Origin of the sequence: Actinomadura sp. KC216, from assembly GCF_004348535.1 — a bacterium.
Taxonomy (GTDB): domain Bacteria; phylum Actinomycetota; class Actinomycetes; order Streptosporangiales; family Streptosporangiaceae; genus Spirillospora.
The window spans coordinates 11,124-33,006 of sequence record NZ_SMJX01000067.1 but is presented as its reverse complement, the minus strand read 5'-3'; the positions used below and the strand labels follow the sequence as shown (position 1 = coordinate 33,006).

Sequence of the window (21,883 nt, the reverse complement as noted above, 5' to 3'; positions counted from 1 at the left end):
GGCCGGCCGCCGTCGCCGTGGTCGCGGGGGGGGTGGCGGGGACGTCCGCGGGCCTGCACCCGTCCGGTGTCCCGTGGTGGTGCGCGTGGGCCGCGGGGATCGTGAGCGTCGCCGCCTCGGCCGCCTACCTGCTGCTCCGCCGGACGCCGCCGGACGACGCCGAGATGGAGGGCACCGTCCCCGACGTCCGGGACACCCGGTGGGGGACGCCGCTCGCGCTCCTCACCGGCGCCGGGTTCGCGGTCGCGTCGCTGTTCATCGTGAACTCCGACGGCGACGACGCCTACTTCGTCTCGCGCTCCGTGGCGACGGCGACGACCGGGGAGATCCCGCTCAAGGACGTCATCTTCACCCCCGGCACGGCGGACGAGATATCGGGCGAGCCGCCGGTGGCGTCGATCGAGGTGCTCGCCGGTGCGATGGCGCGGCTGCTCGGCGTCCCGGCGGCCTCGTTCGTCTGGTACCTGCTGCTGCCCGCGGTGACGTTCGTCGCCGTCTGGGCGCTGTGGCGGCTGGTCAGGGCGTGGGCGCCGCGCAACGCCCCGCTGTGCTTCGCGGTCGGCGCGGTGTACCTGCTCTGGAGCGGGATGGGCGGGGCGTCGCTCGGATCGTTCCACCTGCTGCGGATGTGGCAGGGCAAGGCGATGCTGGTGTCCGCGCTGGTGCCGCTGCTGTTCGTGTACCTGACGCGGTGGGCGGAGCGGCGGACCCGCGGCGACCTCGCGCTGCTCGCCGCGGCCGGGGTCGCGGCGGTGGGGCTGACCTCGTCCGCCGTGTTCGTCGTGCCGCTCGTCGCGGGTGCCGCCGCCGTCGCGCTGATCGCCGCCGGGCGCGTCCTGGCCGGGCTCGCCGCGTGCGCGGCGATGGCGTACCCGGTCGGGGCGGCGCTCGCGGTGAAGCTGCTCTACGGCGACACGAGCGTGGTCGGGAGGGTGCACGACGCCCCCGGCAGCTACCGGTGGGTCCTGCTGCACGCCGCGCTCGGCGTGATCGGCGGGTGCGCGGTGTGGCTGTCGCCGTGGACGGCGCGCCGCGGCGTCCCCGCGCTGATCGCGGCCGGTGTCGCGGCGGCGCTGACCGTGCTGATCGTCCCCGGGGTCCTGGAGGCCGCTGCGGACGTGACGGGCGCCGGCCAGGTGCTGTGGCGGACGATGTGGGTCGTCCCCGCACCCGCGCTGATCGGGCTGCTCGCCGCCGTCCGGATCCCCCTCGGGCCGTGGTCCGGGCCGGCGCGCGCCGCCGTGACCGCGGCCCCCGCCGCGGTGCTCGCGGTGGCGCTGGTCGCGGGCGGGACCCCGGTGTGGTCGGAGTCGAACGGGTCCGTCGTGGCGTCGCGTCCGGCGTGGAAGGTTCCGGCGTCCGCCGTCGGCACGGCGCGGGACGTGGTCGCGCTCGCGGGAACGGACGGCCTGGTCCTGATGCCGTCCGGGGTCATGCGGGTCGTGCCGCTGCTGACCGTCCGCACGCACGCCGTGAACCCGAACAGCCACTACCTGAAGCTGCTGCCGGTGCCGCCGCAGTTCATCCGGGATCGCAGGGTGCTGTCGGCGGCCGTCCGCGGGCCGCGCAGCGCCAAGCCGGAGGCGGCGGAGGTCGCCGCGGCGCTGTCGCGCACGAAGGTGGACGTGGCGTGCGCGAGCCGCCGCGACGGGCGCGGCCTGGCGCTGCTACGGAGCGCCGGGTACGGGGGCGACCGGCGTGTCGGCCGCCTGATCTGCCTCTTTCCACCGGCCACCTGACCCCAGCCTGCCCGTTTCATGGCGATTCGTTTTGAACGCCGGTTTCCGGGCATCCGCCTTCCCAATCGATCCGACGCATGTTGGAGGAACCATGTCGACCGCGATATGGCTCGTCATCGCCATCGTCATCGTCGCCGGCCTCGCCGCGGCGTTCTACCTGGCCTGGACCGGAGCCCGCACGCGGCGGCTCCGGCAGCGCTTCGGCCCCGAGTACGACCGGGCCGTGGAGCGCCAGGGCGGCCGCGCGGCCGCGGAGCGCGAGCTGCGCTCCCGCGAGGAGCGCCACGAGGAGCTCAACCTGCGCGACCTCGATCCGGACCGGCGCGAGCGGTACAGCGAGCAGTGGGCGGGCGTCCAGGAGCGCTTCGTGGACGCCCCGGAGGCGGCGGTCGAGCAGGCCGACGGGCTCGTCACCGTGGTGATGGGCGAGCGCGGCTACCCGACGCACGGCTTCGAGGACAAGGTCGCCCACCTGTCGGTGGAGCACGGCCGCACGATGGACCACTACCGGCGCGCCCACGCCATCAGCGACCGGGCCGCGGCCAGGCAGGCGTCCACCGAGGACCTGCGGCAGGCCATGGTGCACTACCGCGCGCTGTTCGACGAGCTGCTCGCCGCGCCCACCGGCGCGACGGCGGGCGGGACGGCGGGCGGCACCGGAGACCGGGCCCCGAGGAGCTGACCCCGATGGAGCACAGGCCATCCGGCGGGGCCGGCGACACGCACGTCGCCGGCCCCGCGCCGAAGCCCCCCGCCCTGGACGTGCCGGGCCCGGCCGACGTATCGGCCCCGGCCGACGTGCAAGGCCCGGCCGCGGAAGCGCCGGCGCCCGCCGCGGAAGCGCCGGGGCGGCTGCTCGACCCGGCCGAGGCCGGGCGGCTCCGGGACCGCTGGCACGAGGTGCAGTCCGGGTTCGTCGACGACCCGCGCGAGGCCGTCCGCCGGGCGGACGGCCTCGCCTCCGACGCCGTCGACGCGCTCGGGCACGCGATCGCCGCGCACCGGCGGAGCCTCGCGGAGGCCGCCGCGACGGACGAGCCCCCCGACACCGAGCGGCTCCGCCTGGCGCTGCGCGGCTACCGCGACCTGCTGCACCGGGTCATCGACGCCTGACCGGCGCCGACGACCCGGACGGGCGTCAGCCGTCCAGGAGGAACCGGGTGACCGCTTCGCGGCCCGCCGTCCCGAGCTCGCGGTTCTGGATGGAGTGCGCGGCGCCCTTCACCACGACGAGCCTGCCGCGCGGCGCGTAGCTGAGCGCCTCCCGCGCCCATTCGACCGGCGTGGACAGGTCCCGGTCGCCGTTCACCAGCAGCACCGGGACGGGCAGCGTGGCGCGCGGCGGCTCGGCGGTGTGCCGGGACCAGGGCCAGGTGAGGCATTCCTGGACGAACCCGTTGCCCACCGCCGTGTCGGCGGTGAACGGCCAGGTCGCCCGGGCGGGCAGGTTGCGGCGCGTCCGCTCCAGCGCGGCCTTGCGGACGGACGGCCGCGTCTGCGACGTCCCCCACGGGAAGTGCCCGTCGCCGCAGATCGTGGCGATGTGCAGGCCCGAGCTGTACTGCGCGACGGGATCGCCGCCCGAGTTCAGGAACTGGAGCAGCCGGTCGAGCCGCGCCGGGTCGCCGTGGCGGGCCTCGTGGATCGCCGAGACGGCGTCGCCCGCGCCGCCGGGCAGCGAGTCCGGGTCGCGGAACGTCGGGTCGACGAACTCGTAGGTGACCAGCATGTCCCAGATCAGCACGGGGTCCGGGCGGTGCCGGACGACCCAGGCCAGCTCCTCGGCCGGGTCGAAGCCGCACGCGGGGGCCGCCTTGCACGCGTCCCGCAGGACCCGTCCGGTGGCGCGCAGGCTCGTCAGGTAAAGCATGTTGTCGCGCTGCGGGTCGCGGTGCGGCACGACCGAGTCCAGGACGAGCCTGCTCACGTGCCGCGGGTAGCGCGCGGTGTAGGAGGCGCCGGTGATGGTGCCGTAGGAGACGCCGTCGACCGCCATCGTCCGGACGCCGAGCGCCCGCCGCAGCAGGTCGAGGTCGCCGACGGTCTGCTCGGTCGTGTAGTAGTGCCGCCGGTCCCCGAGGACGCCGGCGCACTCGGCGACCGCTTCGGGCGTGGGCGGCTCGATGTCGCTGCTGCCGACCTGGGCCTGCAGCGCGGGGCAGTTGATGGCGCCGAACTCGCCCGTGCCCCGCTGGTCGACCATGACGAGCCGGTAGTTCTTCGCCACGTCCGGCATGCGCTGGGCGATGCGGCTGATGAAGGGGGCGCCGGGCTGCCCCGGCCCGCCGGTGAGGAACAGCAGGACGCCCTTGGGCGCGTCCGCGTTGTCCGCCGTGGCCACCTGCAGGCGGAGCGTCTCCGGCCCGCGCGGGTGGCGGTGGTCGAGCGGCACGGTCAGGAACGAGCAGGTGTATCCGGCCTGGCCGGCGCAGGGACGGGGATCGGTCAGGACCGGTCCGGAGGAACCGGACGAGGACGGCCCGCCCGCGGGCCCGGGTGACGCGGAGGCCGTCGCCGCGCCCGGCGCGGCGAGCGCGAGGACGAGGGCGAACGCCGCGATGGAACGTGATCGCATGTGCCGATCATGACCCCGCGATCCACGCGGCGGTGAGAACTCGCCGGATCCGGTCACGGCGCGCCGAGTGGTCCCCTCGATCACCCCCCGGCCATTCCCCCGCAGCGGACTTTATGGACACAAAGTCACGACTTCGAGTCCGGAAAGTGATATCGGCACTACTGGTGGTCGGCTCCCATAATGGGACAATTTTGGGAGCGGAGGGGGCCGTGAACGCCCGCCGCCGACCGTGGAGGAGCCGGATGCAGACCTGGGACGTCATGCGCCAGGACGACCTCGGCAACACTTTCCATGTGGCCTCGCACGACTCGCGGATTTCGGCTCTCGCCCAGGTCATGGTGCTGGAAAGCGGCGTCAAGCACAGGCAGATCTACTGGGTGGAGGGCCCGCCCGGGCCCGCCGTCCGCACGAACCGCGACCTGTATCTGGTGTTCCTGCATCTCGGCCAGGAGGCCAGGGCGGCGTCCTGGTCGCTGTCGGCGTTCCTGCGCTCGCTGTGGAAGGTGAGCGCGCCGCTCAGTGACCAGGCGCGGTTGGAGCCGGACGACGTCGCGGCGATGTTCGCGGCGGCGTCCACGACACCGCCCGCCGACTTCGACCCGGCGTGGAGCGGCAAGGACCTGTCGCTGCCCGGCGACGAGCCGGAGGGGTACGCCGACTGGGAGCGTGTCCTGCTCTCCCAGATCGCCGACCTGGAGGAGTTCGTGGCCGCTCCCCCGGGCCCGCAGGCCAGGTTCGGCGTGGACGCGCCGCGCCCGCCCGGCTCCGGCGCCCGCGGCACCCCCGCCCGCTGGTACAACTTCGACCCGGCGACGTACCTGGAATGCGCCGTCGCGGGAAGCCTCGGTGGGTGGGACGCCGCGGACGGCGCCCGCGTCCCGCTGCCCGCCGGGCCCGGCGAGCCGCCCGCCCGCTCCTACGTCCGCACGATCACCACCATGACCTGGGACGACCTGGCGCGCATCGCGGTGTGCGGCCAGGTGTACGAGTAGCGCCGGCGCGCCCGGTTTCGTCCCCGCCGCGTGGTAGGACTGGGGGCATGGGCGAAAGGCCGGTCGAGTTCTCCGACCGCGGCGGCTGGTGGCTGGCGCAGCGGCGCCCCCACCCGGCGCTGCGCCCCTTCCTGCGCTCCTACGACGGCTACTGGGAGACCGAGGCCGTCCCGACGCGGATGCGGACCCTGCCCACCCGCACCGCCGTCATGATCATCAATCTGGGGCCGCCGCTCCTGCTGACCGTCCCCGACGCCGGTGAGCCCGACCGCGAGTACGGGTCGTTCGTCGCCGGGATGCACGACGGGCACGGCATGTACCTCAGCCCGGGCGGGCAGCGCGGCGTCCAGCTCGACGTGACCCCGCTCGGCGCCTACACGCTGCTCGGCGTCCCGCTCGCGCACCTCACCAACGCCGCCGTCGAGCTGTCCGACCTGTTCGGGCGGAGCGCGCACACGCTCGTGGAACGGCTCGCCGCCGCCCCGTCCTGGAGCGACCGGTTCGACGTCCTCGACGCGTTCCTGCTGCGCCGCCTGGAGGCCGGTCCGGCGCCCGACCCGGAGGTCGCCAGGGCGTGGCGGCTGCTGAACGGCGACCCCGCCGTGACGGTCGCCGGGATCGCCGCCGACGTCGGCTGGAGCCGCAAGCACCTGACCCACCGGTTCCGGGAGCAGGCCGGGCTGCCGCCCAAGGTGATGGCCCGCGTGATCCGCTTCCAGCGCGCCATCGGGCTGCTGACCGGCGGCACCGGGCTCGCCGACGCCGCGTCCGCCTGCGGCTACTACGACCAGGCGCACCTGAGCCGCGAGTTCCGCGCCCTGTCCGGCTGCACGCCGCGCGAGCTGATCGGCGGGCAGCTGGATCAGCAGCGCGTCACCACCCTCGCCGAACCCGCCTGACCCGACCGCCGCCTGATCAGAACCCGGGCCTCAGCCCTGGTGGACGCCGCCGCCGAGGTTCAGCACGATCACGCCCACCACGATGATCACCGCTCCGGCGATGGTGAGCGGCTTGACCTGCTCGCCGAACAGCAGCACGCCGCCGGCGAACGCGCCGATGGTGCCGAGCGCGGACCAGATCGCGTAGACGGGCCCGACGTTCAGCGACGTCAGCGCCTTCGACAGCAGGTAGAACGAGATCACGTACCCGGCGACCACGACCACCGCGGGCCCGGGCTTGGTGAACCCGTCGGACGCGCGCATCGAGAGCGTGGCGGTGACCTCGAAGGCGATCGCGAGCGCGAGCAGCACGAACGGCATCAGCGGCCCTCTCCCGGCCCGGTGCCGTACTTCTCCGCGATGGACTCGAAGACCTTCATGTCGGCGTCGAACGGCGAGCCGGGGCGCGGCCAGTGCAGCACGATCTCGGTGACGCCGAGCTCGGCGTAGCGGCCCGCGAGGTCGTCGAACGAGCCGGTCGAGTCCAGCCAGGGCTCCCCGCTGAACCCGGTCAGCAGGATCCTGTCCTCGATCTCGCGGCCCTCCGCCTCGCACGCCGCGTCCAGGGCCTCCAGCCGGGAGCGGACGGTCTCCTGCGCGGTCCCGCCCTCGGGGCGGCCGCTCGTCACCCATCCGGCGCCGTGCCGGGCGGCGAGCCGCATGCCGCGCGGGCCGTTCCCGGCGATGACGAACGGCACGCGGGGACGCTGCACGCAACCCGGCTCCAGGACGACCTCCCGCGCCGTGTAGTACTCCCCCTCGAAGGTCGTCTCCGGCTCCCGCAGCAGCCGGTCGAGCAGCCCGACCCATTCGGCGAAGCGGGAGGCGCGCTCGCCGGGCGTCCAGTCGTCGCCGCCGAGGACGCCCGCGTCGGAGGCGCGGCGGGTGCCGCCCGACCCGATGCCGATCGCGAGCCGCCCGCCGCTGACGTGGTCGATCGTCTTGATCGCGTGCGCGGTCGGGACGGGATGCCGGAAGTTCGGTGAGGTGACCAGCGTGCCGATCCGGACCCGGGAGGTGACGGCGGCGGCCGCGGCGAGCGTCGTGTAGGCGTCGTACCAGGGCGTCGTGCCGCGCCAGGCGATGTGGTCGTACACCCAGGCGTGCCGGAACCCGAGGTCCTCGGCGCGCCGCCACAGCTCCCCGGCGTCCGGCCACGACTGCATGGGCCACATCACGGTGCCGATCTTCGGTGGCGTCACCGGTCCCCCTCGGGTCTCGTCCCGGACGTCCCCCGGACGGAACGCCCTCCAGAACGTCCATCCAAACAGAATCAGGACGGTGCGCGGGCGAGCCATCGGTGCAGCGCCCACCACCAGTGCGCGGCGCGGGACACGGCCGTCCCGCCCGACGGGTCGAGCAGCGGGCGCCCGGTCAGCTCCTGCAGCCGCCGGACCCGGTACTTGACCGTGTTGCCGTGGACGTGCAGCGCCGCGGCCGTCGGCTCGATCCGGCCGCCGTGGTCGAGGTAGGCGAGGCCCGTCTCGGCCAGCTCGCGGTGGAACGGCTCGTCCGGGTCGAGGCCCGCCAGCAGCGCGCCCGCGAGCAGGCCGCCGAGCTCCGGCTCCGCGTCGGTGGCGGTGAGCAGCGCCAGGTCGGCGAGCCAGCGCAGGCCGGTGAGCGCGGCTTCGCCGCCCGCGCGCAGCGCCCGCCGTCCCAGCTCGTACATCGGCGCGATCTCGGCGGGACGTGCGGGCGGCGCCGCCACCAGCAGCGGCTCGGGCCGTTCCGGGGGGCGTGAGGGGTCGTCCCCCCACAAGGGTTCGGACGTGGCGCGCGGCTCCGGGAGGCGGGTGACCAGCGCGGCGAACCGCCCGTCGACCAGGCCGCACAGCCCGGGGCCCGCGGCGGTCAGCTCCGCCTCCAGCCGCGCCGCGACCGCCGGGTCGCTGACGTCGGAGACCACGCAGTGGTAGGCGCGGGACGGATCGAGCGGCGCGAGCACCGGGACGGCCTCGCCGTGCAGGAGCTGCCGCAGCATCTGCACGCGGCCCTCCCGGACCGTCCGGGCCATCTCCAGCTCGGCGACCCGGTGCGCGTGGACCATCCGGCGGACGAGCGCGGTGGTGATCTCGTCGATGCGGGTGACGCCGTCGAGGAGCGCGGCGTCCGGGACGCCCCGGCGGCGGCCGTCGGCGATGAGCGTCCGGACGAGATGGGCGCGGCCCGCCTGGAAGCCGTCCAGGAACTCCTCGACCGGCACGCCCTGCCGCGCCCGGTCCGAGCCGAGCCGCTCCGCCGCCGCGAGGACGTCCCCGGCGGGACCGCCGCCCTCCAGCGCGTCCGGCCCGCCGCCCTCCAGCGCGGCGAGCACGCCCCGCACGAGCGCGCGGGTGTGCCGCCTGGTCTCCTCTTCCGGCAGCGCCGCCACCAGCGCGGACCGGCCGCGGGCGGCGCGGACGGCCGCCTCCAGCAGCACCGGGTCCTCGCCGTGCTCGGTCAGCAACCGCAGGAACCGGTCGCCGTCGCTGGGCTCCATCCCCCCATTCTGCGCCCCTTTTGTCCGCAACGGACAACGAGGCCCGGAAGGCTTGGATCGTTCCGGTATAGCCGAACCGCCCGGCGATGGTGTTCGGTGGACGCAGACGAGCCGAGGAGTGCCCCCATGTCCGACGAGGACGAGTTCCTGGAGAAGCTGCCCACCGACCTGATCTTCAAGCTGCCCCCGGCCTTCGACGACGTCGAGGACGAGCGCCGGCACCGCAAGGAGCGCCTCACCGCCGCGCTGCGCATCTTCGGCAAGTTCGGCTTCGAGGAGGGCGTGGCCGGGCACATCACCGCCCGCGACCCCGAGCGCACCGACCACTTCTGGGTGAACCCGTTCGGGATGTCGTTCAAGCACATCAAGGTCAGCGACCTGATCCTGGTGAACCACGAGGGCAAGGTCGTCCAGGGACGGTACCCGGTCAACGAGGCCGCGTTCGCGATCCACTCCCAGATCCACCAGGCGAGGCCGGGCGTCGTCGCCGCCGCGCACAGCCACTCCACCTACGGGCGGGCGCTCTCGGCGCTCGGCCAGAGGCTGGAGCCGATCACGCAGGACGTGTGCGCGTTCTACCAGGACCACGGCCTGTTCGACGACTACACCGGCGTCGTCACCGACCTGGAGGAGGGCAAGCGGATCGCCGCCGCGCTCGGCGACACCAAGGCCGTCATCCTCCGCAACCACGGCCTGCTGACGGTCGGCGACACCGTGGACGCCGCCGCCTGGTGGTTCATCACGATGGAGCGCTCGTGCCAGGTGCAGCTCCTCGCCAAGGCCGCCGGGCAGGTCGTCCCGATCGAGCACGACAACGCCGTCCTGACCCACCAGCAGATCGGCAACGACCTGGTCGGCTGGATCAACTACCAGCCGCTGTACGACCAGATCACCCGGGAGCAGCCCGACCTGTTCGAGTAGCCGCGGTCAGTCCCCGCCGTTCGGCTCGGTGAGCGGCAGCAGCACCTGGAAGCGGGTGTCGCCGGGCAGCGACTCGACCCGGATGTCGCCGCCGTGCCGGTCGGCGACGATGCGCCACGAGATGTCCAGGCCGAGGCCGGTGCCCTGCCCCACCGGCTTCGTGGTGAAGAAGGGCGTGAAGATCCGGCCGAGGTTCTCCTCGGGGATGCCGGTCCCGGTGTCGGCGATCTCCACGAGCGCGTGGTCGTTCTCGCGCGCCGTGCGGATCGTGAGGGTGCCGGAGCCGTCCATCGCGTACAGGGCGTTCACGATCAGGTTCGTCCAGACCTGGTTCAGCTCCGCCGCGTAGACGGGGACGGGCGGCAGCCCGGGGTCGTAGTCGGTCTTCACGACCACGTCCTGGCCGATCTTGCGCTTGAGCATGGTGAGCGTGCTGTCGAGCAGCTCGTGCAGGTCGGCGCGCTGGTGGGCGGCGCGGTCGAGCTGGGAGTACTGGCGCGCCGAGTCCAGCAGCGCGGTGATGCGGCCCATCGCCTCGGATATCTCCGCCTGGAGCTGCGCGACCTCCATCACCTCGGTGAGCCAGCGCATCGCTCCCGGCAGGTGCTCGCCCGCCGCCGTCGCGACCTCCTCGGCCTGCTCGATGCCGATCCCGGCCGCGACCAGGCCGGGCGCGAGGTCCCAGGCGTCGTCGACGCCGTGCGCCTCCATCCAGTCGCCGAGCTCGTCCTCGGCGTCGCTGACCTCCAGCGGGCTCCGCCTGGCCGCCTGCGGCCGGAGGTCGGGACGCAGCGCGACCAGCGCGCTGAGATGCGTGCAGTCGACGCCCTGGGCCGCGAGGTCGGCGAGGCTCTTCTGCGCGCCGATCAGCCGCTCGCCCAGCTCGGTGCTGGCCCGCGCCGCCGCGGCGGCGGGGTTGTTCAGCTCGTGCGTGAGCCCGGCGGTGATCGTGCCGAGCGCGGTGAGCCGCTCCCGCTGGTCGACGACCCGCCGGTTGTTGGTCATCCCGAAGAAGATGCCCTCCAGAAGGTGGGCGGCCATCGGGAACCACTTCAGGACGGACTTGCCGAACTTGCGTGCGGGCAGCACGAACATCCGGCAGTCCCGGACGGCCCGGAGCGTGTGCTGGTAGATCTGCTCGATCTTGTCGCCCAGGTACGCCTGGACGGCGCCGCCGTAGGTGCCGGGACGGTCCGTCCGGGTCACCTCCACGACGTGGCCCCGGACGTTCGTGGACATCGCCATCTCGCCGTCCAGCAGCACGTACAGGAACTCGGCGGCGTCGCCCTGCGCGCAGATCACGCCGCCCGCCGGGACCGCCTCGACCGTCCCGTGCTCCGACAGCCAGGCCAGCTTCTCGTCGTCGAGGTCCTCGAAGAGGAACAGCTCCCGCAGCTCCTCGGGCGTTGCCGTTGTCATGCCTGCTCCAGATAGCGGTGGACGAGCGCGACGGCCATGGCGCCGTCGCCGACCGCGGACGCGACCCGCTTCATCGACTCCGAGCGGACGTCGCCCGCCGCGAACACGCCGGGGACGCTGGTCTCCAGGTGGTAGGGCTGCCGGGCGAGCGGCCACCCGGCGGGGCGGCGCCCCCCGGCGACGAGGTCGGGGCCGGTCAGCACGTAGCCGCGCGGGTCGCGCTCGACGAAGCCGTCCAGCCAGCCCGTGCCCGGCTCGGCGCCGATGAACACGAACAGCCAGTGCGCGTCGATCGTCTTCTTGCCGCCCTCCCACGCGAACGTGAGGCGCTCCAGCCGGTCGGCGCCCTCCGCCGCGCAGACGGTCTTGCCGGTGTGGACCTCGATGTTCGGCGTCTCGGCGATCTGCTCGATCAGGTAGTGCGACATCGACCGCTCCAGGCCGTCCGCCCGGACGATGATGTGCACCTTCCTGGCGTATTTCGCGAGGTGGACGGCGGCCTGCCCGGCGGAGTTCGCGCCGCCGACGACCGCGACCTCCTCGTCCTTGCAGGACGGCGCCTCGGTGAGCGCCGCGCCGTAGAACACGCCGCGCCCGACGAAGTCCTCCACGCCCTCGGCGTTGAGGCGCCGGTAGGACACGCCGGTGGCGAGGATGACGGCGTGCGCGGCGATCTCGGTGCCGTCCGCGAGCCGGGCGACGCGGGCGGTGCCGCGCGCCTCCAGCGCGGTGACCTCGCCCGCCTGGAGCAGCTCGGCGCCGAACCGGTCGGCCTGGCGGCGGGCCCGCTCGGCGAGCTGCGCCCCGGTCACCCCGTCGGGGAAGCCGAGGTAGTTCTCGATGCGGGAGCTCTGCCCGGCCTGCCCGCCGAGCGCGCGCCGCTCCACGACCACCGTGTTCAGGCCCTCCGAGGCGCCGTACACGGCCGCGCCGAGCCCGGACGGCCCGCCGCCGACGACGATCAGGTCGTAGAACCCGGTGGACGGGGTGGTCGGCAGGCCGATCGCGGAGGCCAGCTCGGCGTCGGTCGGGGCGCACAGCGTCGTCCCGTCGGCGGTCACGATCAGCGGCAGCTCCGGTGAGCCCGCGGCGGCGACGAGCTGCGCGCCCTCCGGGTCGCCGTCCATGAGCCAGTGGTAGGGCACCTGGTGGCGGGCGAGGAAGTCGCGGACCTCGTAGCAGCGGGCCGACCAGCGGTGCCCGACGACCCGCAGCTCCCGGGGCGGGGGCCGCTCGGTCCGCGCCCACGCGTCGAGCTGCTCGTCGATCACCGGGTAGAACTTCTCGTCGGGCGGGTCCCAGGGCTTCAGCAGGTAGTGGTCGAGGTCGACGACGTTGATCGCGCGGATCGCGGCGTCGGTGTCGGCGTAGGCGGTGAGCAGGACGCGCCGCGCGTACGGGTACAGGTCCATGGCGCGTTCGAGGAACTCGACGCCGTTCATCTCGGGCATCCGGTAGTCGGCGACCATGACGGCGGTGTCCTCGCCGCGCAGCCGCAGCTCGCTCAGGGCGTCGAGCGCCTGCCGGCCGGACTCGGCGCGCACGATCCGGTACGACTCGGCGTACCTGCGCCGCAGGTCCCGGGCCACGGCCCGGGACACGCCCGGGTCGTCGTCGACCGTCAGAAGCACTGGCTTGGGCAAACGGGCCCCCTCATTCCTGTCCATCCCTGGACAGAAGCCTACGTCGCGCCCGGACCCCGGTTCCCGGCGGCCGCCGCGCCATCGGTCATGATCGACGCATGGACCTGCGTGTTGCGCTGATCGGATACGGCACCGGCGGCTCGGTGTTCCACGCGCCGCTGATCTCGTCCGTCCCGGGAATGCGGCTCGCCGCGGTCGTCACCGGGAACCCGGAGCGGCAGGCGGCGGTGCGGGAGCGGTACCCGGAGGCGGAGGTCGCGGACGACGCCGACCGGCTGTGGGGCGCGTCCGGCGAGTACGACCTGGTGGTGATCACCGCGCCGAACCGGCAGCACGTCGCGCTCGCCCGGACGGCGCTGACCTCGGGCCTGCCCGCCGTCGTGGACAAGCCGGTCGCGGCCTCCGCCGCGGACGCCCGGTCGCTGGCCGCGCTGAGCGCCGTGCGGGGGCTGCCGGTGTTCCCGTTCCACAACCGGCGCTGGGACGGCGACTTCCGGACGGCGTCCCGGCTGGTCGGCTCGGACGCCCTCGGCGACGTCCGGCGGTTCGAGTCGCGCTTCGAGCGGTGGCGGCCGGAGGTGAAGAAGAGCTGGAAGGAGAGCACCGATCCGCGCGACGCGGGCGGCATCCTGTTCGGCCTCGGCACGCACCTGATCGACCAGGCGGTCGCGCTGTTCGGCCGACCCGGCACCGTCTACGCGGAGATCGACGCGCGGCGCCCGGGGGCGGCGGTGCCCGACGACGTGTTCGTGGCCCTGTCCCACCCCGGTGGCGTCCGCTCCCACCTGTGGGCGAGCGCGACGGCCGCGCAGCTCGGGCCGCGGTTCCGGGTGCTGGGGAGCCGCGCGTCCTACGTCGTGCCGGGGATGGACGCGCAGGAGGGGCAGCTCCGCGCGGGCCTCACCCCGAAGGACCCGGGCTACGGGATCGCCCCGCCCGACTCGTACGGCGTGGTCGGGACGCCCGGCGAGGAGCGGCTCGAACCCACCGCGCCCGGCGCCTACCAGGAGTTCTACGCGTCCGTGGCCCGCGCCCTCGCCGGGGAGGAGCCCCCTCCGGTGACGCTCGCCGACGCGATCATCGGCCTGGAGGTCGTCGAGGCCGCCGCCCGCTCCGCCGCGGAACGCGCCGTCGTGGATCTGGACGAGGGTTAGCGCGTTCCAGGTCAGAGGACGGAGACGTGGACGTGGTCGTAGTGGTTCTGCGTGACGCTGCCGCGGTCCTCCATCTGGCGCCAGCCGCCGCTGCTGCGGAAGTCGTAGATGCGCTGCTTCCAGATGACGTACTTGATCCCCAGCCGGGACGCGTTGTTGATCACGTACTGGGCGACCTGGTCGCCGTGCGCCTGCGCGGACGCGCTCGGCATCCGCCCGCCGGTGCTCTCCATGAAGTCGCAGGCCCGGCCGGAGCCGTGGTCCTGCGGGTCGCCGGGCCGCGAGCACCCGATGGCCGGGAACGGTCCGAACCTGCCGTCGATCGCGAGCAGGGCGGTCCGCATCCGCGCGGTCATCGAGTTCCCGGTGATCGGTGACTTGGAGCCGCTCACGCCGTCGGGGCGTCCGGCGGGGGCCTGCGTCCTGGTGACCTCGGGCTTGTACTTGGCCAGCAGCTTCCTGACGCGGGTGCGCTGGCTCTCCAGGTCCTCGATCTCCTTCTTCACCGCGTCCAGCTTCTTGGCGGCCGTCGCCTGCGACTCGGTCGCCTTCGTGTTGAGGGCCTGCAGCGTCTGGAGGCGGCGGCCGTTGTTGCGGCTGATGTGCTCGATCACGGCGGCGTCGTGGACGGCGGCGCCCGGGTCCGCCGCGGAGATCATCGGGGCGACGTCGAGCCGTCCGGTCATGTAGGCGGTGGAGGCGAGGCGGGCGATGTCCGCGCGGGCGGCCTCGTACTCCCTGCCGGACGCGGCGGCGTCCGCGGCGGCGCGCTCGGCGGCCTTCTTCGTCTCTTCGAGGGTGACGAGCTCGCCGCGGTACTCCTTCGACAGCTTCGCGGCGCGCTTCTGGAGGTCCGCGTACTTCTTCTTGAGGTCCTGCGGTTCCTGCGGGAGGCTCGCCGCGCTCCCGGACGCCGGCGGCAGCGCCACCGCAAGGCCCGCCGCGAGGGCGAGGGCCGCGAGGCGCCGCCCCGCCCTGCGCCGCCCGCCCGGGCGGGCCGCCGTGCCGAGGGGATCGAGGGCCGCCACAGATCACTCCTAGATAACAAACGTCAAGATTGGCGGCACGCTACCACAATCACCTAATTAGCCTCAGAAGCTTTCAAAAACACATAGAGTAACTCGAACACTACCGGATCTCGGTATGGTCCACGATTCGGAGGCCGGTCCCCGCGGTGCGGTGGACCGGCCTCCGATGCGCCTTGCGCCACGGCTTGGGTCAGGGGCCGACGAGCTCGTCCCAGCGCGGGACGCGCGGCTCGGCCAGCAGCCGCAGGCCCGCCTCCGCGACCGTCCGGTCGCCCTTGCGGTTGTTGCACTTGCCGCAGGCCAGGACGGTGTTCTCCCACGTGTCGCCGCCGCCGCGCGACTGCGGGTGGACGTGGTCGATGGTGTTGCCGCGCTTGCCGCAGTAGCAGCAGAGCCCCCGGTCGCGCAGGTAGACGCCGCGCTTGCTCCACGGCGGGCGCCGTCCGTGCCGCCAGCGCATCGCGACGTACCGGACCAGCCGCAGGACGCGCGGCACGGGGAAACGGCCGAAGGTGCGGCCCTCCTCCGCCTCCTCCACGACCGCCACCTCGCGGACCAGCATCCGGATGGCGTGCCGCAGATCCACCTTCTGCAGTGGCTCGTACGACGCGTTCAGGACGAGCACGTTCACCGGGTCACCTCCCTAGCCCGTGCCGCTCCCCCGCCAGGATTCGAACCTGGATATCCGCATTAACAGCGCGGCGTTCTGCCGTTGAACTACAGGGAAATGTTCCGGCAATTATCCGGCTTCCGGGCATTTCCCGGAAGCCTCCATAAGAGTGCCGATACAGGGGCGCTGGAGGCAACGCATTTTCGCCCCGGCGGGAGGTTCAGAGGGCCGGGAGGGCGTCCACGGGGGCCAGGTATTCCATGGACTCGCGCTCCATGCGGAAGCCGAGTTCCTCGTTGACGGCGAGCATGTGGGCGTTGTCCCCGGCGTTGTCGGTCTCGATCTCGCGGACCTCGGGACGGGCCTCGGCCAGCCACTGGAGCATCGCCGCCTTCACCCAGATGCCGATCCGCCTGCCGCGGTGCTCGGGCACGACGGCGGTGTCGTACTGGGCGGCGCGGCGGGCGTCGCCGTGCGGGACGACGACCTCGGTGAACCCGGCGACGGCGTCGCCCGACAGCGCGGCGACGGTATAGAGGTCGTCGCCGCGCTTGGCGACGACCTCCTCGGTCTCGCGGACGCGGTGGGCGTCCCAGGGCGTGCCGTCGACCTCGGCGAAGTCGGCCATCGCGTGCTTGGCGCGGGCGAGGGCGGTGGCGTGCTCGTCCGGCACGACGCCGTGCCAGCGGACGAGCCGGTACCCGGCGGGCGCGGCGGCCAAGAGGCGCGCCACCCGCTCGGGCGGGACGTCGTCGAGCCGCAGCAGCATCCCGCGCAGGGTCAGGACGCACTCGAACCCGTACCGCTCCAGGAACCGCGCGGCGGGGGTGCCTGCGAAGACCTGCGCGATCACGCTGGTGCGGCCGTCGGCGCGCAGCCCGTCGGCGGCCGCGGCGAGGAGCCGCCCGCCGAGGCCGCGGCGGCGCAGCGGCGGCCGGACCTGGATGTCGATCTCGGCGGGACGTCCCGCGCCGGGCTCGCCGGGCAGCCGGACGGCGGCGACCCCGACCATCCGGTCGCCGTCGGCCGCCGCCCACAGCCGCCGCCGCGATCCGGGCTCGGGGCCGAGCAGTCGCGCGGTCTGCTCCGGATCGGGCGCCGGGCCCCCGGCGGGGTCGGCGGCGTGGACGGCGCTGAGCACCTCGTGCCACTCCCGGATCTGCGCCTCCGTCGGATCATCGAGCGCGATGACGTCCATCCGACTGTTGTACCTGATCGGCGTGCCGCGCGACCGGCGGCCCGGGGCAACGCGGGGGTTTCGGACAGCGCGAACGAGGGTCAGCGGCCCCGCGAGAACGCCTCCATGATCCGTTCGGCGGCCAGCGCGGGAGTGAGGGAGCCGTCCGCGACCTCCTCCTCCAGCCGCGGCGCGAGCCTGCGGACCTCCGGATGGGCGTGCAACTCGCCGAGGAGCCGTTCGCGGACCATCGCCCACGTCCAGCCGACCTGCTGGCGGCGGCGCCGGGCCTCCAGCTCGCCGGACTCGCGGAGCCGGTCGTGGTGCTCGGCGAGCCTGCTCCACACCGCGTCCAGCCCGGTGCCCTCCTTGGCGCTGCAGGTCAGGACGGGCGTGTCCCGGACGCGTTCGTCGCTGCGCAGCAGCCGCAGCGCGCCGGACAGCTCGCGGGCGGCGCGCTTGGCCTCCAGCTGGTGCTCGCCGTCGGCCTTGTTGACGGCGATGACGTCGGCCAGCTCCAGGACGCCCTTCTTGATGCCCTGGAGCTGGTCGCCGGTGCGGGCGAGGGTGAGGAACAGGAACGTGTCGACCATCTCCGCGACCGTCGTCTCGGACTGGCCGACGCCGACCGTCTCGACGAGGACGACGTCGTACCCGGCGGCCTCCATGACGACCACCGCCTCGCGGGTGGCCCTGGCGACGCCGCCGAGCGTCCCGGCGGTGGGCGAGGGGCGGATGAAGGCGTCCGGGTCGGCGGCGAGGCGCCGCATGCGGGTCTTGTCGCCGAGGATGCTGCCGCCCGTCCGGGTGGAGGACGGGTCGACGGCGAGCACCGCCACCCTGTGCCCGTCGCCGGTGAGGCGGGTGCCGAGCGCGTCGATGAACGTGGACTTGCCGACGCCGGGCACGCCGGTGATCCCGATGCGGCGCGCGGCACCGGTGTGCGGGGTCAGCTCGACCAGCAGCTTCTGCGCCAGCTCCCGGTGGTCGGGGCGGGTCGACTCGACGAGCGTGATCGCCCGCGCGATCCAGGCCCGCGAGCCGTCCCGCACCCCGGCCGCGTAGTCGTCCAGGCCCGCGTTCACTGAATGATTTTTATCCGGCCTGTCCACGATCCCTGCCCGTGCGCGCCTGCCGAGGATAAAAACTATTCACTGCTCTCCGTGGCCGAGCCTGGCGGTCAGCTCGGTCAGCAGGCCGGCCGCCGCGTCCGCGAGAACGGTCCCGGGCCCGAAGATCGCGGCGGCGCCGGCGGCGCGCAGCTCCTCGAAGTCCCCGGGCGGGATGACCCCGCCGACGACGATCATGATGTCGTCGCGGCCCAGCTCGGCCAGCTCCGCGCGCAGCGCGGGCACCAGCGTGAGGTGCCCGGCGGCGAGCGAGTTGACGCCGACGATGTGCACGTCGGCCTCCACGGCCTGCCGCGCGACCTCCGCCGGGGTCTGGAACAGCGGCCCGACGTCGACGTCGAACCCGAGGTCGGCGAAGCCGGTCGCGATGACCTTCTGGCCGCGGTCGTGGCCGTCCTGGCCCATCTTGGCGACCAGGATGCGGGGGCGGCGGCCCTCGGCCTCCTCGAACGCGGCGGCCGCCGCGCGCGCCTTCTCGATCGCCGTCACCTGCCCCGCCTCTTCCCGGTACACACCGGAGATCGTACGGATCTGCGCCGCGTGCCGCCCGTACGCCTTCTCCAGCGCGTCCGAGATCTCCCCCACGGTGGCCTTGGCGCGGGCGGCGTCGATCGCGAGCGCCAGGAGGTTGCGCTCCAGGCCGGGCTCGCGGGTGCCGTTCTCGGCGGCCTCGGCGGCGCGGGTCAGGGCGTCCAGCGCGGCCAGCGTCGCGGCCTCGTCGCGCTCCTCCCGCAGCCGCCGCAGCTTGTCGATCTGCTGCGCGCGGACGGCCGCGTTGTCGACCTTGAGGACGTCGATCTCCTCGTCGGCGTCGGGGCGGTACTTGTTGACGCCGATGACGGGCTGCCGCCCGGAGTCGATGCGGGCCTGCGTGCGCGCCGCGGCCTCCTCGATGCGCAGTTTCGGCAGGCCTTCGTCGATCGCCTGGGCCATGCCCCCGGCCTGCTCGACCTCGGTGATGTGGCCCCAGGCGCGGCGGGCGAGGTCGTAGGTGAGCCGCTCGACGTAGGCGCTGCCGCCCCACGGGTCGATGGTGCGGGTCGTCCCGGACTCCTGCTGCAGGACGAGCTGGGTGTTCCGGGCGATCCGGGCCGAGAAGTCGGTCGGGAGGGCGAGGGCCTCGTCCAGCGCGTTGGTGTGCAGCGACTGGGTGTGCCCCTGCGTGGCGGCCATGGCCTCGATGCAGGTGCGGGCCACGTTGTTGTAGACGTCCTGCGCGGTGAGCGACCAGCCGGACGTCTGCGAGTGCGTCCGCAGCGACAGCGACTTCGGGTTCCGCGGGTCGAACCCCTTCACGAGCTTCGCCCAGAGCAGGCGGGCCGCGCGGAGCTTGGCGACCTCCATGAAGAAGTTCATCCCGATCGCCCAGAAGAACGACAGGCGGGGCGCGAACGCGTCGATGTCCAGGCCCGCCTCGCGCCCGGCGCGGATGTACTCGACGCCGTCGGCGAGGGTGTAGGCGAGCTCCAGGTCGGCCGTCGCCCCGGCCTCCTGGATGTGGTAGCCGGAGATCGAGATCGAGTTGTACTTCGGCATCCGCTGCGAGGTGAACGCGAAGATGTCGGAGATGATCCGCATGGACGGCTGCGGCGGGTAGATGTAGGTGTTGCGGACCATGAACTCCTTGAGGATGTCGTTCTGGATCGTCCCGGCGAGCGCCTCCGGCTTCACCCCCTGTTCTTCGGCCGCGGCGATGTAGAGCGCGAGGACGGGCAGGACGGCGCCGTTCATGGTCATCGACACGCTCATCTTGTCCAGCGGGATGCCGTCGAAGAGCTGCCGCATGTCGTAGATGGAGTCGATGGCGACGCCCGCCATGCCGACGTCGCCGGAGACGCGCGGGTGGTCGGAGTCGTAGCCGCGGTGCGTCGCCAGGTCGAACGCGACCGACAGGCCCTTCTGCCCGGCCGCGAGGTTGCGGCGGTAGAACGCGTTGGACTCCTGCGCGGTGGAGAACCCGGCGTACTGCCGGATCGTCCACGGCTGCGTCGCGTACATCGCCGGGTAGGGGCCGCGCAGGAACGGCGCGATGCCCGGGTAGGTGTCGAGGAAGTCGAGCCCGGCCAGGTCGTCGCCGGTGTAGAGCGGCTTGACGCCGATGCCCTCGGGGGTGTCCCAGGTCAGGGCCTCGGGGTCCCGGCCCGTGGTGTCGGCGACGGCGGCGCGCCACCGCTTGGCGGCCTGGTCGGCGGGGGGCGCCGTCCCGAGCTCGATGTCGCTGAAGTCGGGGATCATTCGTTCACTCCCAGATCGCGGAGGGCCGTCTCCAGGACCTCGATCGCGTCGCATCCCGCGTGCACGCCGGCGTCCACGCCCTCATAGCTTCCCTTACCCGCCAGCCAGACCTTGATTGCGCCCGCCTGGCGGAGAGCCCGCGCCGCTTCGGTGGCCTGTTCCTCGTACACCGTGTCGCTGGAGCAGAGGCAGGCGACGGTCGTCCCCGACGCCGCGAACTCCTCTGGCGGGCCGCCGACCGTCTCGATCCCGCCCGCCTGGAACAGGTTCGCGGCGAACGACGCCCGCGCCGTGTGGACGGCGATGGGCCCGAGCGTGGCGAGGAACACCCGGGGGCGCGCGCCGGTCGCCTCGGCGTGCGCGTCGGAGCGGTCGCGGAGCGCCTCGAAGTCCTGCGCGTACGTGACGACGGGGAGACCTCCGCCGGGCGCGCGGGGCGCAGGGACGCGTTCCGGGAGGGTCTCGGCGAGGTTGGGGAACTCGCTGACGCCGGTGAGGGGCGCCCTGCGGCGGGCGATGTCCTTGCGGCGCCGCGCCCACGTCGCGGCGATCCGGTCGGCGACCAGGCCCGATTCGAGGGCGGCGGCGAGCCCGCCGGCCCTCTCGATCTCGGTGAACCAGTCCCAGGCGGCGCCGGCGAGGCCCTCGGTGAGGCTCTCGGCGTACCAGGACCCCCCGGCCGGGTCGACGACGCGGGCGAGGCTCGACTCCTCCAGCAGCAGGGTCTGGGTGTTGCGGGCGATGCGGCGGGCGAACCCGTCCGGGAGGCCGAGGCGGGCGTCGAACGGCTGGACGGTGACCGCGTCCGCGCCGCCGGTCCCGGCCGCGAACGCGGCGAGGGTGGTGCGGAGCATGTTCACCCACGGGTCGCGACGCGTCATCATCGCCGACGACGTCACCGCGTGGATCCGCGCGGACGTCCCGTCGGCGGCCGCGCTGACCTCGGCGACCCGCGCCCACAGGCGGCGGGCGGCGCGGAGCTTGGCGATCGAGGCGAACTGGTCGGCGTTGACGGCGAGGCGGAACTCGATCTGCCCGAACGCCTCGTCCACGCTCAGCCCGGCTCCGGTGAGGGCGCGCAGGTACGCGACTCCCGCGGCGACCGCCGCGCCCAGTTCCTCGGCGTCGGAGCCGCCCGCGTCGTGGTACGGGGTGCCGTCCGCGACGACGGCGCGCAGTTTCGGGAACTCCCGGACGCACCGGACGGCCAGCGCGGCGGCGCCGTCCAGGGAGCCGGGCGTCCCGGTGCGGGCGGCGAGCCCGAGGGGGTCGGCGCCGAGGGTGCCGGACGCGTCCGCCGCGTTCCCGCGCTCGGCGACGAGGGCGAGGAACGCGCCGGCGGCCTCCGCCGTCTGCGTTCCCGCTTCGAGCGCGACGGGCGCGAGGTCCAGCAGGACGCCGCGCAGCGCCTCCCCCAGACCGGCGACCGGGAGCCCGCCGTCGCCGAGGCGCAGCCAGACGGACGTGGCCCCGTTCTCCAGGTCGGCGAGGATCGCCTCGCGGGTGGCCGCCGGGTCGGGATGGGCGTGGAGCTGGCGGACGTCCCAGCCCGCGATGCCCTCGCCGTCCGGCCGGACCTCGCGGACGTACGGGGCGAGCCCGGGACGTCCCGGCGGCGCGTCGTCGCGGGTGTAGAGCGCGGCGATCGGCACCCCGTCGTAGGACTCGCGGGCCAGCAGATCCTCGATCGCGTCGAGCGGGGTGTCCTCCGCCGCCGCGCCGGACCTGCGCAGCACCCCCTTCACCATCTCCCGCCAACGGTCGCGTTCCGCCGGGGAGAAGGCGGCAGCCAGTTCGATTTCGTCAGGCGGCACCGTCATGTCCTGGATCGTAGGCGAGCCAC

Annotated in this window: 19 protein-coding genes and 1 tRNA gene; 7 read left to right on the top strand and 13 right to left on the bottom strand. The window is 73.9% G+C overall.

Annotated features, from left to right (window positions below):
- From E1264_RS43360 to E1264_RS14500, 3 genes are all read left to right on the top strand, one after another.
- A partial coding sequence (locus tag E1264_RS43360; RefSeq protein ID WP_165964174.1) for a DUF6077 domain-containing protein occupies nucleotides 1-1,739 on the top strand: 1,739 nt, incomplete at its 5' end.
- Nucleotides 1,740-1,830: 91 nt separating this feature from the next.
- The gene (locus E1264_RS14505; protein ID WP_207935915.1) at nucleotides 1,831-2,421 is read left to right on the top strand and encodes a hypothetical protein; all 591 of its coding nucleotides are present in this window, start codon (nucleotides 1,831-1,833) and stop codon (nucleotides 2,419-2,421) included.
- Nucleotides 2,422-2,426: 5 nt separating this feature from the next.
- Nucleotides 2,427-2,852, top strand: coding sequence for a hypothetical protein (locus E1264_RS14500; RefSeq protein ID WP_132173598.1), 426 nt, complete (start codon nucleotides 2,427-2,429; stop codon nucleotides 2,850-2,852).
- 25 nt (nucleotides 2,853-2,877) lie between these two features.
- Here E1264_RS14500 and E1264_RS14495 read toward each other — a convergent pair whose 3' ends face one another.
- Nucleotides 2,878-4,314, bottom strand: coding sequence for an alpha/beta fold hydrolase (locus E1264_RS14495; protein ID WP_132173596.1), 1,437 nt, complete (start codon nucleotides 4,312-4,314; stop codon nucleotides 2,878-2,880).
- Between the two features lie 242 nt (nucleotides 4,315-4,556).
- Between E1264_RS14495 and E1264_RS14490 the strand changes: the two genes are divergently transcribed.
- Together E1264_RS14490 and E1264_RS14485 are read left to right on the top strand one after the other, a co-directional pair.
- Nucleotides 4,557-5,306: a hypothetical protein gene (locus E1264_RS14490; RefSeq protein WP_132173594.1), complete on the top strand. Its 750-nt coding sequence runs from the start codon at nucleotides 4,557-4,559 to the stop codon at nucleotides 5,304-5,306.
- Between the two features lie 47 nt (nucleotides 5,307-5,353).
- A complete protein-coding gene (locus E1264_RS14485; protein WP_132173592.1) occupies nucleotides 5,354-6,205 on the top strand; it encodes an AraC family transcriptional regulator in 852 nt (283 codons plus the stop codon).
- 30 nt (nucleotides 6,206-6,235) lie between these two features.
- Here the strand turns inward: E1264_RS14485 and E1264_RS14480 are convergent, their stop codons facing one another.
- The 3 genes from E1264_RS14480 to E1264_RS14470 all read right to left on the bottom strand — a co-directional run bounded on the left by E1264_RS14480 (nucleotide 6,236) and on the right by E1264_RS14470 (nucleotide 8,723).
- Nucleotides 6,236-6,565 carry a multidrug efflux SMR transporter gene (locus tag E1264_RS14480; RefSeq protein WP_132173590.1) on the bottom strand — a complete coding sequence of 110 codons (330 nt, stop codon included), beginning with the start codon at nucleotides 6,563-6,565 and terminating at the stop codon, nucleotides 6,236-6,238.
- Nucleotides 6,565-7,446 (bottom strand): LLM class flavin-dependent oxidoreductase, encoded by an 882-nt coding sequence (locus tag E1264_RS14475; protein WP_207935914.1) that lies wholly within the window; start codon nucleotides 7,444-7,446, stop codon nucleotides 6,565-6,567. Before E1264_RS14475 ends, E1264_RS14480 begins: the two co-directional genes overlap by 1 nt.
- A 71-nt stretch (nucleotides 7,447-7,517) precedes the next feature.
- Entirely contained in the window at nucleotides 7,518-8,723 is a 1,206-nt protein-coding gene (locus E1264_RS14470; protein WP_132173586.1) for an RsbRD N-terminal domain-containing protein, read from the bottom strand.
- 126 nt (nucleotides 8,724-8,849) lie between these two features.
- On the opposite strand from E1264_RS14470, the gene E1264_RS14465 reads away from it, so the two are divergent.
- Nucleotides 8,850-9,644 (top strand): class II aldolase/adducin family protein, encoded by a 795-nt coding sequence (locus E1264_RS14465; protein WP_132173584.1) that lies wholly within the window; start codon nucleotides 8,850-8,852, stop codon nucleotides 9,642-9,644.
- Between the two features lie 6 nt (nucleotides 9,645-9,650).
- Here E1264_RS14465 and E1264_RS14460 read toward each other — a convergent pair whose 3' ends face one another.
- Nucleotides 9,651-11,063: an ATP-binding protein gene (locus E1264_RS14460; RefSeq protein ID WP_132173582.1), complete on the bottom strand. Its 1,413-nt coding sequence runs from the start codon at nucleotides 11,061-11,063 to the stop codon at nucleotides 9,651-9,653.
- Nucleotides 11,060-12,706 (bottom strand): FAD-dependent oxidoreductase, encoded by a 1,647-nt coding sequence (locus tag E1264_RS14455; protein ID WP_243710936.1) that lies wholly within the window; start codon nucleotides 12,704-12,706, stop codon nucleotides 11,060-11,062. Before E1264_RS14455 ends, E1264_RS14460 begins: the two co-directional genes overlap by 4 nt.
- 98 nt (nucleotides 12,707-12,804) lie before the next feature.
- Here E1264_RS14455 and E1264_RS14450 point away from each other — a divergent pair, with 98 nt between their 5' ends.
- Nucleotides 12,805-13,860: a Gfo/Idh/MocA family oxidoreductase gene (locus E1264_RS14450; protein ID WP_132173578.1), complete on the top strand. Its 1,056-nt coding sequence runs from the start codon at nucleotides 12,805-12,807 to the stop codon at nucleotides 13,858-13,860.
- Between the two features lie 11 nt (nucleotides 13,861-13,871).
- Here E1264_RS14450 and E1264_RS14445 read toward each other — a convergent pair whose 3' ends face one another.
- From E1264_RS14445 to E1264_RS14415, 7 genes are all read right to left on the bottom strand, one after another.
- Nucleotides 13,872-14,888, bottom strand: coding sequence for a hypothetical protein (locus tag E1264_RS14445; protein ID WP_243710935.1), 1,017 nt, complete (start codon nucleotides 14,886-14,888; stop codon nucleotides 13,872-13,874).
- A gap of 190 nt (nucleotides 14,889-15,078) precedes the next feature.
- Nucleotides 15,079-15,519, bottom strand: a complete 441-nt coding sequence (locus tag E1264_RS14440; protein WP_132173576.1) for an HNH endonuclease — start codon at nucleotides 15,517-15,519, stop codon at nucleotides 15,079-15,081.
- Between the two features lie 25 nt (nucleotides 15,520-15,544).
- Nucleotides 15,545-15,615: transfer RNA gene (locus E1264_RS14435), tRNA-Asn, on the bottom strand.
- A 103-nt stretch (nucleotides 15,616-15,718) separates the two neighbouring features.
- Entirely contained in the window at nucleotides 15,719-16,696 is a 978-nt protein-coding gene (locus tag E1264_RS14430) for a GNAT family N-acetyltransferase (RefSeq protein ID WP_132173574.1), read from the bottom strand.
- An 80-nt stretch (nucleotides 16,697-16,776) separates the two neighbouring features.
- Nucleotides 16,777-17,760, bottom strand: coding sequence for a methylmalonyl Co-A mutase-associated GTPase MeaB (gene meaB, locus E1264_RS14425; RefSeq protein WP_132173572.1), 984 nt, complete (start codon nucleotides 17,758-17,760; stop codon nucleotides 16,777-16,779).
- A gap of 66 nt (nucleotides 17,761-17,826) precedes the next feature.
- Nucleotides 17,827-20,040, bottom strand: a complete 2,214-nt coding sequence (gene scpA, locus E1264_RS14420) for a methylmalonyl-CoA mutase (RefSeq protein WP_132173570.1) — start codon at nucleotides 20,038-20,040, stop codon at nucleotides 17,827-17,829.
- A complete protein-coding gene (locus E1264_RS14415; RefSeq protein ID WP_132173568.1) occupies nucleotides 20,037-21,860 on the bottom strand; it encodes a methylmalonyl-CoA mutase family protein in 1,824 nt (607 codons plus the stop codon). Before E1264_RS14415 ends, scpA begins: the two co-directional genes overlap by 4 nt.
- Nucleotides 21,861-21,883 lie beyond the last annotated feature (23 nt).